General features: G+C 39.2%; 17 protein-coding genes. 13 read left to right on the top strand and 4 right to left on the bottom strand.

Annotated elements, in window-relative coordinates:
- Nucleotides 1-24: 24 nt before the first annotated feature.
- The 3 genes from ACQK2H_RS10710 to ACQK2H_RS10720 are packed head-to-tail and all read left to right on the top strand — an operon-like array spanning nt 25 to nt 1,707.
- Nucleotides 25-756 carry an MBL fold metallo-hydrolase gene (locus ACQK2H_RS10710; protein ID WP_425391436.1) on the top strand — a complete coding sequence of 244 codons (732 nt, stop codon included), beginning with the start codon at nt 25-27 and terminating at the stop codon, nt 754-756.
- A complete protein-coding gene (locus ACQK2H_RS10715) occupies nt 756-1,121 on the top strand; it encodes a VanZ family protein (protein WP_425391437.1) in 366 nt (121 codons plus the stop codon). Before ACQK2H_RS10710 ends, ACQK2H_RS10715 begins: the two co-directional genes overlap by 1 nt.
- Nucleotides 1,114-1,707: a pseudouridine synthase gene (locus tag ACQK2H_RS10720; RefSeq protein ID WP_425391438.1), complete on the top strand. Its 594-nt coding sequence runs from the start codon at nt 1,114-1,116 to the stop codon at nt 1,705-1,707. Before ACQK2H_RS10715 ends, ACQK2H_RS10720 begins: the two co-directional genes overlap by 8 nt.
- Here ACQK2H_RS10720 and ACQK2H_RS10725 read toward each other — a convergent pair.
- From ACQK2H_RS10725 to ACQK2H_RS10740, 4 genes are all read right to left on the bottom strand, one after another.
- Nucleotides 1,693-2,073 (bottom strand): DoxX family protein, encoded by a 381-nt coding sequence (locus ACQK2H_RS10725; protein WP_425391439.1) that lies wholly within the window; start codon nt 2,071-2,073, stop codon nt 1,693-1,695. The genes ACQK2H_RS10720 and ACQK2H_RS10725 overlap by 15 nt on opposite strands.
- Nucleotides 2,070-5,261: an ATP-binding cassette domain-containing protein gene (locus tag ACQK2H_RS10730; protein WP_425391440.1), complete on the bottom strand. Its 3,192-nt coding sequence runs from the start codon at nt 5,259-5,261 to the stop codon at nt 2,070-2,072. The genes ACQK2H_RS10725 and ACQK2H_RS10730 overlap by 4 nt, the downstream gene beginning before the upstream one ends.
- Before the next feature lie 70 nt (nt 5,262-5,331).
- On the bottom strand, nt 5,332-6,147 hold the full coding sequence (locus tag ACQK2H_RS10735) for a hypothetical protein (RefSeq protein ID WP_425391441.1): 816 nt from the start codon (nt 6,145-6,147) through the stop codon (nt 5,332-5,334).
- A gap of 92 nt (nt 6,148-6,239) precedes the next feature.
- A complete protein-coding gene (locus ACQK2H_RS10740; protein WP_425391442.1) occupies nt 6,240-6,656 on the bottom strand; it encodes a DUF2061 domain-containing protein in 417 nt (138 codons plus the stop codon).
- 190 nt (nt 6,657-6,846) lie between these two features.
- On the opposite strand from ACQK2H_RS10740, the gene ACQK2H_RS10745 reads away from it, so the two are divergent.
- The 10 genes from ACQK2H_RS10745 (at nt 6,847) to ACQK2H_RS10790 (ending at nt 16,631) form a co-directional block, all read left to right on the top strand.
- Nucleotides 6,847-7,449 carry a chemotaxis protein CheW gene (locus tag ACQK2H_RS10745; protein ID WP_425391443.1) on the top strand — a complete coding sequence of 201 codons (603 nt, stop codon included), beginning with the start codon at nt 6,847-6,849 and terminating at the stop codon, nt 7,447-7,449.
- Between the two features lie 36 nt (nt 7,450-7,485).
- A complete protein-coding gene (locus tag ACQK2H_RS10750; RefSeq protein ID WP_425391444.1) occupies nt 7,486-10,011 on the top strand; it encodes a methyl-accepting chemotaxis protein in 2,526 nt (841 codons plus the stop codon).
- Nucleotides 10,012-10,013: 2 nt separating this feature from the next.
- Nucleotides 10,014-10,760: a ParA family protein gene (locus tag ACQK2H_RS10755; protein ID WP_425391445.1), complete on the top strand. Its 747-nt coding sequence runs from the start codon at nt 10,014-10,016 to the stop codon at nt 10,758-10,760.
- A gap of 4 nt (nt 10,761-10,764) precedes the next feature.
- On the top strand, nt 10,765-11,571 hold the full coding sequence (locus ACQK2H_RS10760; RefSeq protein ID WP_425391446.1) for a chemotaxis protein CheW: 807 nt from the start codon (nt 10,765-10,767) through the stop codon (nt 11,569-11,571).
- Entirely contained in the window at nt 11,572-12,606 is a 1,035-nt protein-coding gene (gene cheB / locus ACQK2H_RS10765; protein ID WP_425391447.1) for a chemotaxis-specific protein-glutamate methyltransferase CheB, read from the top strand.
- Complete coding sequence (locus ACQK2H_RS10770) at nt 12,607-14,313, top strand: chemotaxis protein CheA (protein ID WP_425391448.1); 1,707 nt, start codon at nt 12,607-12,609, stop codon at nt 14,311-14,313.
- A 17-nt stretch (nt 14,314-14,330) separates the two neighbouring features.
- On the top strand, nt 14,331-15,146 hold the full coding sequence (locus ACQK2H_RS10775) for a CheR family methyltransferase (protein WP_425391449.1): 816 nt from the start codon (nt 14,331-14,333) through the stop codon (nt 15,144-15,146).
- A gap of 6 nt (nt 15,147-15,152) precedes the next feature.
- Nucleotides 15,153-15,515: a response regulator gene (locus ACQK2H_RS10780; RefSeq protein WP_425391450.1), complete on the top strand. Its 363-nt coding sequence runs from the start codon at nt 15,153-15,155 to the stop codon at nt 15,513-15,515.
- A gap of 77 nt (nt 15,516-15,592) precedes the next feature.
- Nucleotides 15,593-16,189, top strand: a complete 597-nt coding sequence (locus tag ACQK2H_RS10785) for a hypothetical protein (protein ID WP_425391451.1) — start codon at nt 15,593-15,595, stop codon at nt 16,187-16,189.
- A 79-nt stretch (nt 16,190-16,268) separates the two neighbouring features.
- Complete coding sequence (locus ACQK2H_RS10790; protein WP_348277838.1) at nt 16,269-16,631, top strand: response regulator; 363 nt, start codon at nt 16,269-16,271, stop codon at nt 16,629-16,631.
- Nucleotides 16,632-16,646 lie beyond the last annotated feature (15 nt).

Raw genomic sequence — 16,646 nt, forward strand, 5'->3', positions numbered from 1 at the left:
CACATAAAAAAGAATCGAATTTTAATGGAATTGACTGTATTGGGTTGTGGTGATGCCTTTGGAAATGGTGGAAGAAATAATACCTCTTTCCTCGTGACAGATGGAAATGAGCGGATCTTGTTAGACTGTGGTGCTAGTACCTTAATACGTCTAAAGCATGAAAAAATTGATTTGGAATCTATTTCCACAATTATCATTACGCATTTTCATGGAGATCATTTTGGAGGAATTCCGTTTTTCCTCATCAGTAGTATGTTTGAAAACCCAAGAAAAAGCCCGCTAACGATAGTGGGCCCGGAGGGAGTTGCCAAACGAGTGTATGACCTGCAGGAAGCAATGTATGCCGGAAGTGCTGCTAAAACGCTGGACATGGATCTGACATACCTTGAGTACAGGGAAGGAGAACCGCTTGTAATTGGAAATAAAACCATTAAGACCTGGAAAGTAGAACATAGTCCACCATCCATTCCTCATAGCGTTCGGGTAGAGTGGGGAGGAAAAGTAATTGCATTCTCGGGTGATACCTCTTGGACTGACAATCTAATTCCATTGGCAGATGGATCTGATGTTTTCATTTGCGAATGTAACTTTCTGGACAAGGTGAGTTTTGGACACTTGGGCTATACTGAACTTTTAGAGAAAAAAGACCTTTTCAATACAAAACAATTGTGGCTAACACATATGGCAGATGAAGTGATTAACTCAGAAAATTTCTCCTTAAACAGGTTGAGCGACGGTCAAGTGATTACATTTTAATGTTCAATCAAGCTACCATATGGTTTGTGCCACCAATATTAGTGGCGTTGGGGATCTTTTTATTATCTACCTTTTTAGCAATACCCATTCAGGTGGAAGGTGTTGGTCATTTAGATAAAATAGAGCACTGTTTTGCATACTTCGTTCTTACTTTAAGTTTATTGATTGCTTACCATAAATCAGGCAAGCTATCAGTACGTAGATCATATTGGTTGTTATTTCTAACCGCATTATATGGACTATTTCTGGAGCTTATTCAATACAGTGTGTTTCCAAACCGATTTTTTGAATGGTTTGATGCAGGTGCCAATGTATTAGGAACTCTGATTGGTTTTGGTGTATTCAAGTTTTTCAAACGTGGCTAGAAAGAAGCTTTATTTTATTATCCATAAGCCCTACAAAGTACTGAGCCAGTTCTCGAACGAAGGAAATAATATTGGTTTAGGTGAGGTTTATAAAGACCTTCCGAAGGATGTATATCCGGTAGGCAGGCTGGATCTGGATAGTGAGGGGTTGCTGATTTTGACCAATGATAAGTCATTGAATCATAAGTTGTTAAATCCTAAGCATGAACATGTGCGGAACTACTGGGTAGAGGTAGATGGTGTTCCCAATCAAGAGGCATTGGGCAAACTTCAAAAAGGAGTAGATATCAATGTAAGCGGGAAAACGCATCGAACAAAACCCGCGAAAATTGCCATCATAAAACCAGATATTCCGGAAAGAAACCCTCCTGTGAACTATCAAAAGCATCCTAATAGGACATGGCTGGAAATTGAATTGACGGAAGGTAAAAACCGACAGGTGCGTAGAATGACCGCTAAGGTGGGGCATCCAACGCTGCGGCTTATTCGAGTAGCAATTGAAGGTCTGCGGTTGGAGCCATTAAAGTCAGGTGAGATCACTCAGATTAGTGAAAAGGTTCTTTATAAGAAACTAAGGCTTTCTTAGTTTCCAGTCTAGCGAATATTTGCCACTCCCAAGGAGAAAGATCACCAGGAATCCAAAGAAATAAAGTAGTGGGAATTCCTTCTTTCCCCACGGATCATCTGCGTGAACAATCAAGGCTGCAACAAGCATCGTAATAGCAGGTGCTATCGCATTGAATTTTGTTTTAAAGCCGACCATTAGTAGGATAGGGCATACAAACTCTCCGATGACTGCCAAGACCAGACTAGGAGCTTCTCCTATTCCAATAGGATCGGCAAAAGAGAGATTACCGGAGATCAACCGGTTGAACTTTCCCCAACCATGGGTGAGCATCATACCACCAAAACTGACTCTTAGAATTAAAGAAGCTAAGTTGTTGTAAATCATTGGTTATCCGTTCTATTCTTAATTTTAAGTGCCCTTCTGTAGACTTTAGGCGAGCTAATTACAATCATAAATGTATCCCAGAATTTCACCCAATTATTCGGCCTGCTTTCATCTTTCTCGCGTGCTTCGAAAAATTTGATGAGCTTCTTCAATGAGTTATCCAATAATGTCAAGTAGAGCAAAATGGTCATAAACCAAATAAAGGCGATGTTGAAGTAAAAGGTCGGAATTTCCAAACTGCCCAATATTTTAAATGGAGCGTAAAAATGGGCCCTTCCAATATTAGAGTAGGGTCGCAGGTAAATAGGGTCTTTCTTTTGGATCAATTGATCATCACCGACGTAAACTTTATCAAAATGGGTCCTATTCATCAATAAAGCAGCCAAAAATTCATTGTGGTATTTTTCTTCAAGTTCAATGAATCCTTCTTTGCCTAGTTTATCCATTAATTCCTCAATGATTTCATCGCGCCTTTTTTGAGATTCCAGGTAAGCGTCAGCAAAGTGCTGCTTAGCATATCCTAAATAATCATTTAACCTTCTGGCTATTGAAGTAGAGTAAAAGTCAGGAGTAATTTGATCCATGTATGGAAATGCTCTCAAACCGTGAACCTCTGAAAGTTGCTTTATTTCATGTTTTAGAATTCTAAACTCCCTTTCCTTGTCGCTCCAGTCGGCACTATCACGCAGAATTCTCATACTGATGCCTTTCATCTCAGGAACCATATATGATCGATAAGCAGAGTTTTTACTGATCTCCATGTTTACATCAAAGAAATGCTTTTCATAATTATTATATCTGAATTGAGCGACTGCCAGCGCTTCATACGCCCACCTGGAAGCCATCATATCACCCACAATGGGCACATTTTTCTGATTGTTGATCGAGTGGTGAAGTTCATCGAACTTGATCATAGCACCTCCCAATAAAAGCTGTGGTACCAAAATAAATGGTATGAGAATATAGATATTAATTACAGAATTAAGCGCAGATGAAATATTCAATCCAATCAGGTTGGCAAAGCAAGAAACGGTAAATAATACTGCCCAGTAGTACAGCGTCATGCCATGAATTTCCAAAATTGAATTTCCAATTAAAACAAATGTCAAGGTTTGAATGGCGGATAGAAGAAAGAGGTAAACTACTTTAGAATTAATGTAGCTCAACCTGGACAGGTTTAGAAATGATTCCCGCTCCAGGATTTGACGGTCTTTATAGATTTCTTGCGCACTGACAGTTAATCCCATAAAGAGGGACACCACTATGGACATGAACAGGTAAATCGGCAGATTGATATTTTCAGAAAATGCGTATGATTTTTCTGGAGAATACTTTGAAAAATAACCGAGGATAAATGCTAATAGGGGCGCCTCCAGCATATTGATCATCACATATTGACGATTCGATATTTTGGACAATAGATTTCGTCTACTAAATATTTTGAACTGTTTCCATCCATCCGGAATGCGGAAATTAGTAGGAGGCAGCACAGACTCATATTTCAACCGAACCAACTTTGGCAGGATGTTCTCCTTGTATTTGGAATACCAAACAGACGGGTTAACTCGCCGTTTCTTGGTGCTCCTGCCTCGTTCGTCAATCTCCCTTGCTTCAATGATCTGGAGTATTTGTTCAGGGATTACATTGCCACACCTCGGACATTCGCTTTCTGCAGCGTTTACCTGTGTGTTCAATGTCTTGAAGTACACCACTGCATCGATCGGGTTTCCATTGTAAATCGGGTAGCCTCCCTTATCCATAATCCAAAGCCTGTCAAATAACTTAAAGATTTCGGATGAAGGTTGATGAATAATAGCAACTACCAATTTGCCCTTTCGGGTGAGGTTTTTCAGGAGCAACATCATCTTCTCAGAATCCATGGAAGAAAGTCCGGATGTAGGCTCATCTACAAATAGGACCGAAGGCTCCCTCATCAGCTCCAGTGCGATGTTTAGTCTCTTTCGCTGGCCTCCTGAGATTGTTTTGTTTAAAGGATCTCCAACTTTCAGGTCTTTGATATCCTCCAGGTCCAGATCGTCCAGCACTTTATGTACTGTCTTGTCAATTAGGTCTTCTGAGAAGTCACTGAAACAAGTCTTTGCGTTGAAGTACAGGTTTTGATATACGGTAAGTTCTTCAAAAAGGAGGTCGTCTTGTGGCACATAACCAATCACACCTTCTGTTGTCGCTTGCTCCAGAGAAAACCCATTGATATGAAGGCGTCCGCTATCTAATGGAATTTTTCCATTTAGTATGTTCATCAGGGTGGTCTTTCCTGTGCCACTACCACCCATTATCCCGACCAGCCTGCCCGAGTCTTCTGAGAATGAAAAGGGTTTTAGACCATTGCTGCTATTCTTGAATTTAAACTCGATGTTATCTCCTGCAAGAACTACTCTTGTGCTGGTTTCATCCTGAATGAATTTGCGAGTTACCTCGGATTCATAGATCGATGAAATGTTTGGTCCTTTGATGATAGAGCCCGGCTTCAAGATGTATGATTTTGCCGGTATGATCTTTATACCTTCCAAAAACAGGTTGAGAGGGCCATCGTATCGAAATACGAACGTGTCTACACTTTTTAAGTAGAGAACCGTAATTTTTCCGAAGAGATTTTGAACGAAGAGATGTCTTACTTCATTGGTTTTTTTCTTTTTTCGGATAATCCAGGCCATTTCTTCCGGCCATTCCGTCTGTTTATTGTCGATGATCAGGATTTTGTTTTTATTGATTTCCTTATCATCAGGTTTTAGGATGAAGCTCTTTAGATTTAATACATCCTCTTGATCCAGATTGAAATTGAGTGCAACAAGCGCAGCGAACTCTTCTTCTTTAGCAGTTACTTTTTCGTCTGCCCGGATGAGCTCCATCAGCTGCATGAATACAATAAGCCTTTCTGACCTAAGCAGTTCTTTATTTAACTGATTACAAATCTTGGCAATTTGTAGGATGCTCGTACTATCGATGGTTATTCCTTCAGCATCTTTTGCCCCGGGCTGGTCTTTGTAGAAGTTTAAGTAATCATAGAATAATTTGATGTACTCTGCGGTGAGCGTTTCGTTGTTGAGATTTTTTTGAAGGTAGGGGCGAATGACCAATTCACCTGAATCAACTACTCCTGTATCCTCTTTTGCGCTCTCTATGATGGCGAAAAGATGTACTAAAGCATTAATGATGGATTCGGTCATATTGGAGGTTAAAGTATAAAAAAAGCCTCAACTATTGGTCGAGGCTCTAAAAATATAGTTTCGATTTTGATTATCCAACGATGTGGTCTCTCATCTCTTGTACACTGTTAGCAATGTCATTAAACTGGCCTTCAGTCATCTCGGTAGCTTCTCCAAGCTGATCATAAACCAAATTAATATATCTGAGGTTAGGAAGGACTTTGCTTACATTTTCATCATCCTGATGATCTTCCATGAGCTCCACAAGTTTTACAACCTGAGCCTTTTGATTTGCTAGAACGGCCATCAGCTCTCCTTTGTTCTCACTCATTTTTACAAGTTGACATGTGATGTGCAAGCCTTCGATAACACTTCCTGCAATTACCAGGATGGAAGTTTTCTCTTCGCCATTAGCATTGAGGTAGTTGTATGTGTCATAAAACGACTCTGAAACAATAAAAATTAGTGAATCAATATTGTCCATGTTATTCTCAATTCGCTGAGCCATAGACTCATTGAATGCAGAGGTAATGTTCAAGTCATCTATTAACTTTTTCGATACATCAAGGAAGTCAATGGTTGCCTGGGTCTTGTCAAAAGTAGCAGCATAGCTAAGGTCAGCACCGTAAACACCCAGATTGGCAGCTTTTTGCCAGGTTGCAACGTACTCATCAACCTTTGCAGGGTCATTCACAATTTCTGGTGAATATGAAGTGTTTGCATTGCCAAGCATTTGTGATACTTCGAAGGCAGTAGGCAGTGGATATGTAAATTCTTTCTCAACAAAGCTTTTTATTTCTTCCTTTTTTTCTGCGCTAGACTCTTCTGAGGCTTTATTGCCTCCGCCACATGCAGACATTAGAATAGCGACTGAGAAAAGACTTAAGTGTATTAGTTTCTTTTTCATGAGATTGGTTTGTTTATCGTCAATTCAAATTCAAGATTAGTTTAATAATTACATTCATCAAACAGTTATGATGCCAATTTACCTTAACTATCTTATTTAAGCCCAAATTTAGTAGAATGCCAGGCTCTTTCATGTAAATAATAAAAGAGCATTTTCAGAATACTTTCAATGAGAGCTATACTTGTTGCCTTTTCAACTGCCAATGGGTCTTCTTTAAAGATAAGAAAAGCTATAACGAAAGTAGTCAACGAGGCAATTACTCTCCATGTTATGGTTTTAAATAAATGTCTAAGACTGCTTCGTATCTGTAGCTTTGTTTTAAACCAGATGCGCTCATGATAGTAATAAAGAGCCATTTTGAAAATGGTCTCTATCAGCGCTACCCAAGAGGCTTTAGCTGTTGCGTTTGGATCTTCACGAAAGAAGAAAATAGTCAACAGAAAGGTTGTTCCGGTGGCTATTATTCTCCAGGTAATGGTCTTGGCGATATGTCTTTTTCTGCTATCCATAAGCTGATCACAAAAATATGTTTGCAATGTTAACTTTTGCTACAATCGTGTATTATTAATGGGGTTTTGAATAGGATTATTTGAACATGGTTTAACTACTAGGTATGCAATGGTCATTTTACTGATATAGATTTAGGTAAAAGTCATTTGAATTTTGTTTCTTAGAACACTCATTTTTACACCACTAACCATGGCATTAGGGACAAATCTTTCAAAATCCGCAACCACCGAGCATCCACCGAAAGAATTAGGTGAGAAAAACCCTAATGAAAAATCGGATAAGGAAGTAAAAAAACCCTCCACCCAGGAGGCTGTAATTGAAGGCGAAGAAGAAAAATCAAATGTCACATATGACCAATACTGTGTATTCAGTGCAGGAAATGAGGAATATGCAATTTCTATAAACCTGGTTAGAGAGGTTGTGCCATATCCTCCTCTGGCGTTTATTCCTCAGATGCCCGGATATATTCAAGGCATGACTAACGTAAGAGGAAATATCTACGGAGTGTTAGATCTTAATAGCTTCTTTAAGAAAAAAGTAGCTCAAGATGTCGATCATAAATATTTGTTGGTGATAGACCATGATTTGTACCAAATGGCAATAGCCATACCCGAAGTGCCGAATACCTTGATGGTATCGGAGGATATGATTGAAAAACTATCCTCCTCACGCCTTAAATCAGCTATTGGACAGAAATACTTAAAAGGAATTATTAAAAAAGATGGTCGTATGATCATCCTATTAGATATATTAGGAATGATTTCTAGCGATAAATTCACCGTCGTTACCTAAATGCTTAGATTTCAGAATAGTTAACCATTACTTAAGATGTTCAAGAACTTTACCATACGAAGAAAAATGATGCTGTTTATCCTTGGGGTCACAGTCATTATTTATGTAGTCACACTGGCATATATTAGCTACAACCTCCGGAATAATGCAATATCAGAAGCTGAAAAACTCGCAGATTCTTACGCCAAACTGAAAGCAAATGAAGTAAAAGTGATCATTGATGAAGACATGGCTGTTTCCAGAATAATGGCTGCAGCTGTGGAAGAGTATACTTTACTTCCTGATAACCAGAGAAATGAACTAAGAAAGACCTTTCTGGACAAGGTATTACTACTTTATCCTAAATATGATGCCACATGGATGAGTTGGCAGCTTGAGTTTATTGATCCTAACTGGAATGAAAGCTATGGCCGTGAAAGATTCAATTCCTACATGGATGGTAATGAAGTAAAGTCATCCATGGAATTAGCTGAATTAGATGGAAGTAAGGCCAGTTCAATCTATGAAAGATTCAAAGCCGAGGACGATCTGATTGAATTACTAAGCGAACCCTATTGGTACCTTGATTACGACTATTCATCAAATAAAAGAGATTCATTGCTAGGTATTTCACCAACAGTTAGAATAGAAGTCGATGGCAAATTCGCAGGAGTTGTTGGAACCGATATGTCTGTAGATGATTTTCAGGGAGTTTCAGAGGTGGATTTCTATCAAAATGCATATGCACTACTACTTACGGGTAATGGAACCATAACTGCTCACAAAAATGCCGGGCTATTCAATTCCAAAATGGATACTTTGAGTATTATAAAAGATAGCTCAATAGATTTTAAAGAAAAGATGAGTTCCTCAGAGTCCTTTTCCTATCGGGCTTATGATGAATCTCTAGAGGATGATGTGTACGTATCCTTCGCTAGTATCGAAATTGGGCGTTCAGGAGAGCTATGGTGGACTGTTTTTGTAGTTCCTGTATCAGAAATTACTGCTCCATTTAATGCGACCTTCAGGTACACTTTACTCATAGGATTGATTGGTTTGATATTACTTACATATACCATTTGGAAACTCGCAAACCAAATCACAGACTCGTTAGACCAGTCAAACAGCTTGTTAAAAAATCTTTCCAGGGGGGTTCTGGATAACTCACTTAAAATCACAAACATTACCAAAGATGAGTTGGGAGAAATTGCCCAGTCGGTAAATACATTGTTAGATGAATTGCGCAAAAAGGCAGAATTCTCCAGACAGGTAGGAGAAGGAAATTTGAATGCAGATTTTGAAATCTCAGGAGAAAATGATGTTTTGGGGGCCTCACTTATTATGATGAGAAACAACCTTCGAGCTGTAATTGATGAAACGAATGATGTGGTTAAACATGCTGAAGGGGAAGGAGATTTAGCGTCCCGAATGAATTCAGAAGGTAAGTCAGGTGCATGGAGAGAACTTAGTGAATCGATAAACAACCTTTTGGAATCTGTTTCTAAGCCATTTGTGGTACTAAATGAAATCGCAAATAGAATGGCAGAAGGCGACCTGACTGTTAGATATACAGAAGAAGCTAAAGGAGATATTCTAAACCTTGCTGAGAATCTAAATAAAGCACTTGAAAATTTAGATGAGCTGCTCAATGGAATAGTTAAAAATGCCAATGTCATTGGGGATTCATCGATGGAGATGCTTTCTGCCAGTGAAGAAATGAATACTAACACCGGCGAGATTGCCTCAGCAATAGCAGAAATGAGTAGTGGAGCTCAAACACAGGTAAGTAAAGTGGATGAATCATCTAACCTTGTTGAAAGCATTCAGCGAGCAGCTACCAGTATGAGTGATCAAGCCGAAGGCATCAATGCTGCAGCACATAAGGTTTCTGAAAGTTCTGAAAAAGGACTTACTATGGTCAATAAAGTTGGTTTTAGCATGAAGGACATTAAAGCCTTCGCTAATGACACCAATCAATCGATTCAGGTATTGACTGAAAGATCTAAAGAGATCACGAGAGTACTTGGAATCATCACTGATATTGCCTCACAAACAAACTTGCTTGCATTAAATGCAGCTATTGAGGCAGCACAAGCCGGAGATGCAGGTAGAGGGTTTGCTGTGGTTGCCGAGGAGATCAGAAAGCTCGCAGAAGATTCGAGAAATTCTGCAAGAGAAATCGAAAAGCTCATAACCGATGTTCAGAATGACACAGCTGCTGCTGCTAAAGTGATTGAGGTTATGAACGAAAGTATCCTGGGTGGTGAAAGTGCATCAAATGACGCATCAGAGGCATTCAGAGAAATTGCTTCATCTTCGAATCAAAACCTTGAAATATCAAAGCAGATACTGGAGGCTACCAAAGAACAAATGGATAGCATCAAAAATGTAGTGAGCATAACGGAAGGAATTGTTGTAATAGCGGAAGAAACTGCCGCAGGAACAGAGCAAGTAGCTAGTTCAGCGACAGAGCTTTCTGCAGGAATGGAGAGCTACACTCAGAAATCTGAAGAGGTTACTGAGATTGCAAGAAACCTCAAGGAGAAGGTAGGTATGTTTAAGCTGACGCATAAAAATGATTAATAATGGTGATATATTCCATTATAAATCAAAAAGGAGGGACCGGAAAGACCACCACAGCCATAAATCTGGGTGCGGCATTAAATAGGCGTGCAAAGGATGTTTTATTGATCGATCTTGACGCACAGGGGAATCTCAGTTATTCCCTTGGAGTAAACGATTTTGAGCATTCAATGGCAGATGTGCTACTCGGAGAATCTACGATACGTGATACCATACAATCAAGCGAAGGGCTGGATATTGCACCATCTGACAATGACCTGGCTGATGCTGAGCTTTCACTCGCGATATCAGGTGGACATGAGCACGCGCTTGATTCCATTCTAAAAGAAATCAGCGGATATGATTATGTATTAATCGATTGCCCTCCGTCACTTTCTACCTTGACTGTCAATGCGTTATTGGCCTCTGATAAAGTTATCATACCCATGCAAATGGAGGTTTTGAGCCTTCAGGGGCTTGATCAGATCATGCAGACCATTCAAAAAGTTTCTTCCACCTTTTCCAAGGAGTTGGTAATTGAAGGAGTGCTACCTGTAATGGTTGATAAGCGTAGAAAATTAAGTCAAGAGGTGAAAGATTACATTCTTGAAAACTATGAGCTTAGGATTTTCGAATCGATGATTCGAAGTAATGTAAAAGCTTCGGAAGCTCCCTCATTTGGTAAAAGTGTGGTTAGCTATAAACCAACATCCAACGCAGCAGTAGACTATATGCATTTCGGAGATGAAATCTTAGAGTTAAACACATAGGAAAATGGCACTGGGAAAGAATCTAAAACGAAAGAAGTTGATCTCAGATGAATCTGAGAAGAAGGAGCCTAAAAAGGTGAAAAAGAAGTCATTGATCAAGAAAGAAGATTCTACTAAAAAGCCTACCAAAGCGTCAAAAAAAACATCCAAAACAAAGAGCTCTTCAACCAAAACAAAAAGAAAGACATCTACTCCAAAATCATCAAAGCAAGTTTCAAAAAAGCAAACTGAAAAAAAACAAGAACCTGCTTATCAGTTCGATCCTGTACTTTCAAACTACATAGCTAATGAGCTAAGGGAACGAAAAACAAGACTAAGAAAGCAGTACGCCGATGAAATTGCTGAGATTAAAGGTAAAAGTATTCAACTGGTTAGTTTTATCATTAATGATGAGGTATATGCGGTTGATATACATATTATAAAGGAGATTGTAAAGATTCCAGAGTTATCCAAAACTCCAAATACTCCGAAACATATAAAAGGTCTTGCGAACGTGAGAGGCACATCATATGTAGTCTTTGATTTGGCTGCTCGATTTGCAATAGAAAACATTTCAGATCCACACTATCTGATGATCTTTAATCATCAAGAGATTAAAGCCAGCCTTGTGCTAGAGGCTTTACCTACTACTCTTAAAGTCGAAGGGAAAAGTATCTCCTCTGAAATACAAATGATCGAAGATGCCACGCTTGATTTGTCATACATTAAAGGCATTATTCATTTAGAAGAAAAACTCGTTTACTACCTCGATATTATTGAAATGCTGAAGAACGATAAAGCAGTTGTAATCCCTGATGAATTGAAGAACTAGATGGCTATAAAACTCAAAATATTAGTTGTCGATGATTCTGCATTTATGCGGTTGCTCATTACTGATTTACTTTCAGAAGATCGGGAAATTGAAGTGATTGGCACGGCAACAAATGGCCGTGATGCAATCGAAAAGACCGCAGAATTGAAGCCTGATATCGTGCTGCTGGATTTAAATATGGCGGAGTATGATGGACTATATGCTGTAAAAGGCATTATGAAAAACAACCCGACTCCAATTCTGATTTTGAGTTCAGTTGGTAACACGGACCTTCAACCAGTATTCGAAGCACTCAAAAGTGGAGCGGTTGATTACATCAACAAGCCCGATCGGAATAAATCCAAAATGCGCGAGCTACAAAAGGAGCTGGTTCAAAAGATTAAGAGCACTTCAAGAGCTAAACCAAAGCAAGTATCTGTTAATAAAGCAAGCGTTAAAAAAGTAACACGGAAAAGAAAAAGAAAAACCGATTACGACCTTATTGCCATCGGGGCATCAACCGGGGGTCCCACTGCAATCGAACGAGTGATCTGTTCTCTACCGGAAGACTTTGATATTCCGATATTGATATGTCAGCACATGCCACAGGGATTCATACCTCAATTTGTGCAAAGGCTAGGGGCATTAACAGCTTTGGAAGTAGTATCTGCCACTAAGGGAATGACACCATCGCCGGGAGTGGTTATGTTTTGTCCGGGACATGCCAACCTCATATTGAAAAAAGAGGGTAAAAAGGTAGAGGTTGATTTCACGGATGAAGTTTACCAGGAGTATAATAATCCCAGTATTAATGCGATGATGCTCAGCGTTGCATCTGCTTATGGCAGCAAAGCTGTGGGAGTTATTCTTACCGGAATGGGTAAAGATGGCGTGAAAGGCATGAAGGCAATAAGCGAATCTGGAGGTAAAACAATTGCGCAGAATAGAGAAAGTAGTGTGATTTACGGCATGCCAAAAGCAGCGAATGAAGCCGGGGCAGTTGAAGCTGTATTGGATATCAAGGATATAGGTAATTATTTAGTTAATAATTTATAAGTGGCATCTAAGGAAGAAGAATATCGCCAATTATTTCTGACAGAGGCACTTGAGAACTTTGAAGAGCTCAATAAGCTATTTGTTGATCTTGAAAAAGACCTGTCCAGTAAGAAGGCAATAACCAATATTTTCAGAATCGTGCATACCCTCAAGGGAAATGCGATGGGAATGGGCTATGAAAAGATTGCAGACCTTGCCCATACCATGGAAGATGTTTTTGGAGCTGTCAAAAATGGCGAAATAGCTCTTGATACAGAGCTTGTCGATAGCTTATTCCGTGCAAATGATAAGCTGGGCGGACTTATCAATGCTATTACCTCAGGAGAGAGAGTAAGTTATTTAGGTATAAAAACTAAGCTGTCTGTCTATCTCAAAAACGCAAGAGAAGATAGCGAAAATAATCCTCCACCTGTAAACCAAAAGCAAGAACAAGAAGAACCTGAGCAACAAGAAGAATCATCTGCAGGAAGCACCAACATTCAATTTGCCGATGTAGTGCAAATTCCGGTCAAGAAGATGGACGAGCTTCTGAACATGGTAGGGGAACTTGTGATAGAGAGAGACCGATTGATTGCTCTATTTGCAGATGAAGGAAAAAGCACGCTGGAACTGGAAAGAATAAAGCGAATATCTTCCAACCTTCATTATGGAATCATGAATGTACGCATGGTTCAAATGGGCTTTTTATTCAATAAGTTTCACCGGGTCTTACGTGATGCTGCAGCAACAGAAAAGAAATCTGTGGAGCTTGTATTAAAGGGCACTGAGGTTGAAATCGATCGAAATATCCTAAAGATTATCAGTGACTCCATGGTTCACTTGGTACGAAATGCTGTGGGCCATGGAATTGAGTCAGCTGATGAAAGAAGAGATTCAGGCAAGCCCCCGGTTGCCACGGTTACTTTAGATGCTCGATTAGAGAAAGACAGTGTGGTTATTACAATTTCTGATGATGGAAAGGGTATAAACACAGAAAAGATCAAAGAAAAAATCATTCGTCAGGAAATGGTTTCTCAGGATGTGGCGGATAGATTGACAGATGCGGAAATCATACGCTACATTTTTGAGCCTGGATTCTCCAGTGCGGAGAAGGTAACAGAGATTTCCGGTCGAGGAGTGGGAATGGATGTTGTGAAGAAGGCAGTAGAGTCAATAGGCGGACAGGTGCTGGTTGACACAGAGGTAGGTATGGGCACTTCAATACATTTGGTATTACCATCTTCTCTGGCTCTTAAGGGAGCACTATTGTTCGAAGTAAAAGGACAGGAATTCGCGATACCATTGGCTTACATACATTCTGTTACTTATCTAAGGAAGGACGAGATCCACCAGGTGGGAGATAGCTTAATGGTGGATTATCAGGAGCGTTCTTTGCCGATCGTATTTCTAAAAGGGTTACTTGATGTTCAAAACACCGAGAGTCTCGATCAGGATGAACTTGGTGCCAAACCCTTAGAAAGCATTGGTAAGGATGAACAGTTAAATGTTATCGTAACTACTCATTCAGGCAGGTTGCTTGGGCTTGTGGTAGATAAACTACAAAGACAAAAAGAAATCATAGAAAAGAACCTGCCTAAACCTCTGGACAGCAGTCGAATTTTAAGTGGAACGACTATTCTGGGATCAGGCAATGTATGCCCGGTGTTGGATGTAGCTTCTATTATGGATATATTATTTCAATCAGCAACTAAAACCGTACAATCATAGGCACGATAACAACCGATATGATCAGTGACGAGGAGCTTACAGCTCTAATGCAAGCAATCAACAATCGGTATGGCTTGGATTTCACTAATTACGAGCGTACTTCACTAAAGCGTGGGATTGTCCGGCTAATGCTAAAGCATAACCTCGAATCAATCATTGAACTATGGTCTTTGGTTCTCAAGGACAATGAATTTTTTCAAGGAGCGATAGATGATTTACTCGTGAATCTGACTGAGCTGTTCAGGAATCCTGATGTTTGGATTAAGCTCCGTGAGACCGTAATACCTGAAATTCAAAATAAATCACTCAAAATTTGGCATGCAGGATGTTCCACGGGAGAAGAGGTCTATACAATGAATATTGTGTTGGAAACGCTCAACCTACTTAACAAGTCAAAGCTATTAGCGACGGACTTAAGTAAAACAGCGTTAGGAAAAGCGAAAAAGGGTGATTACTCCCTGGTGACCTTAAAACAATACCTGGTTCCTTTCTTAAAATTCTTTCCTAACCGGGAGATGAGTGACTATTTCGATTTCCACGATAAGCATGCCACCATCAAATCGAAATACACCACCAATGTGAGTTTCAAGAGACACAATTTGGTGATGGAGCCAATCAATGAAAAGTTTGATATCATTTTCTGCAGGAATGTAATGATATACTTTGACGATACGCTAAAGCGAAGAGTGTTGGATTTATTACATAGTTGCTTGAAAGACGATGGATATCTGATTATTGGATATTATGATATTATGCCTGACTATGGTAAAACCAAGTTTAGTATTTATGATGTCAGGACACGGATTTATAAAAAAATTTCTCAACCAAACTAAAAGCCTATGCGAGTTCTAATTGTAGATGACTCTACATACATACGTTCCAGTCTGCGCACACTGATGCAGGAGAATGGATATGAAGTAGTAGGAGAGGCTAAAAACGGTGAAATGGCAATCGATCTGGCACTGGAGTTAAAACCGGATGTGATCACGTTAGATAACATTTTACCGGATATGACAGGTCTGGATGTATTGAAAACCATCAATACGGATGACTTTAATTCATATGTTATTATGATTAGTGCAGTGGGACAGCAGTCAGCGATTGTAGAAGCAAAGGAAAATGGAGCTAAACATTATCTTGTAAAACCGTTTGATGATTCAGAATTAGTCGGTATTTTAAAGGAACTCGATGAAGGATTCTAATTGTTCGCCTAAAAAATTCCAGAGATATAGAATAAAGCCGTATTTTGAGCCTCCAACTTAAGTATAAACTCTAAAAGATGATTGCAGATTTGAATGATTCGGAAATGAAGGTAGCCACCAAATTGATTTTTGATGGACTATCCATGGCAAAATCTTCGATGGAGATGATTTTACAAAGCCCTGTCTCTATTGAAAAAATAGATTATGTAAATGCAGAGCTGGAGACAGACAGATTTGGCGGTGCGGATAAAGATGTTCACTTAATCAAAACAGAATTGATGGGTGAATTAAAAGGAACCAGCCATCTGATATTCTCTGAGAAGGAAGTAGCGAAAATGTATGAAGCATGTCTACCTGAGAAGGTTGTTAAAGACACATCGAATGAAAGCACCATAATGAAACTTGGCTTTCTAACTGAAATTGACAATATGGTTTCAGCTGCTGTGATTACTGAATTTTCAAATTTTTTAGGTGTAGAAATTTATGGCAATGTGCCATCACTAAAGATATTAAAAGCTTCAGAGCTAAATGACTTTATTGTGAAGGATTCTAATGAGTTCGAATCAATCATTCATTTCAAGGCAGTTTTTAAAGGAAAAGAACTAGATATATGCCCTGATTTTATATGGGTATTTCACAATAAGTTTGTAGATAAAATTAAGGACCTGGTATAGTTACTACTCGTTATCACCACAATCGCACCCTAATGCGTTGACATTTAATTAAAGCGATAAACCGTAATAAAAAGAAAAAATGAGTAAAACAGTATTAATAGTAGATGATTCCATTTATATGCGATCATTAATCAAAACTGCGATGGAAGGAGCAGGTTTTGAAGTAGTGGGTGAGGCTCAAAATGGTGAAAGTGCCATTGATCTGGCAGTTCAGCTTCAACCTGATCTGATAACATTAGACAATATTTTGCCTGATATGATGGGCTTTGAAATCCTAAAAGTTTTGAAGGATGAAGAAGTACCATCAAAAGTAATCATGGTAAGTGCCGTAGGACAGCAGACTGTAGTCAATAAAGGGTTGTCACTTGGTGCTTCAGAATATATTGTAAAACCATTCACAGAGGAAGATTTGCTCAAAGTTGTAGAAAAAGTACTTGCTTAAAGTGCCTTTACCTTC

The organism is Ekhidna sp. (genome assembly GCF_965228795.1).
Lineage (GTDB): Bacteria > Bacteroidota > Bacteroidia > Cytophagales > Cyclobacteriaceae > Ekhidna.

What these genes read in the sequence shown, in the direction of transcription:
- ACQK2H_RS10710 (WP_425391436.1), top strand. Translation starts at nt 25, where the DNA reads ATGGAATTGACTGTATTGGGTTGTGGTGATGCCTTTGGAAATGGTGGA.
- ACQK2H_RS10715 (WP_425391437.1), top strand. Translation starts at nt 756, where the DNA reads ATGTTCAATCAAGCTACCATATGGTTTGTGCCACCAATATTAGTGGCG.
- ACQK2H_RS10725 (WP_425391439.1), bottom strand. Translation starts at nt 2,073, where the DNA reads ATGATTTACAACAACTTAGCTTCTTTAATTCTAAGAGTCAGTTTTGGT.
- ACQK2H_RS10730 (WP_425391440.1), bottom strand. Translation starts at nt 5,261, where the DNA reads ATGACCGAATCCATCATTAATGCTTTAGTACATCTTTTCGCCATCATA.
- ACQK2H_RS10735 (WP_425391441.1), bottom strand. Translation starts at nt 6,147, where the DNA reads ATGAAAAAGAAACTAATACACTTAAGTCTTTTCTCAGTCGCTATTCTA.
- ACQK2H_RS10740 (WP_425391442.1), bottom strand. Translation starts at nt 6,656, where the DNA reads ATGGATAGCAGAAAAAGACATATCGCCAAGACCATTACCTGGAGAATA.
- ACQK2H_RS10745 (WP_425391443.1), top strand. Translation starts at nt 6,847, where the DNA reads ATGGCATTAGGGACAAATCTTTCAAAATCCGCAACCACCGAGCATCCA.
- ACQK2H_RS10750 (WP_425391444.1), top strand. Translation starts at nt 7,486, where the DNA reads ATGTTCAAGAACTTTACCATACGAAGAAAAATGATGCTGTTTATCCTT.
- ACQK2H_RS10755 (WP_425391445.1), top strand. Translation starts at nt 10,014, where the DNA reads ATGGTGATATATTCCATTATAAATCAAAAAGGAGGGACCGGAAAGACC.
- ACQK2H_RS10760 (WP_425391446.1), top strand. Translation starts at nt 10,765, where the DNA reads ATGGCACTGGGAAAGAATCTAAAACGAAAGAAGTTGATCTCAGATGAA.
- cheB (WP_425391447.1), top strand. Translation starts at nt 11,572, where the DNA reads ATGGCTATAAAACTCAAAATATTAGTTGTCGATGATTCTGCATTTATG.
- ACQK2H_RS10775 (WP_425391449.1), top strand. Translation starts at nt 14,331, where the DNA reads ATGATCAGTGACGAGGAGCTTACAGCTCTAATGCAAGCAATCAACAAT.
- ACQK2H_RS10780 (WP_425391450.1), top strand. Translation starts at nt 15,153, where the DNA reads ATGCGAGTTCTAATTGTAGATGACTCTACATACATACGTTCCAGTCTG.
- ACQK2H_RS10785 (WP_425391451.1), top strand. Translation starts at nt 15,593, where the DNA reads ATGATTGCAGATTTGAATGATTCGGAAATGAAGGTAGCCACCAAATTG.
- ACQK2H_RS10790 (WP_348277838.1), top strand. Translation starts at nt 16,269, where the DNA reads ATGAGTAAAACAGTATTAATAGTAGATGATTCCATTTATATGCGATCA.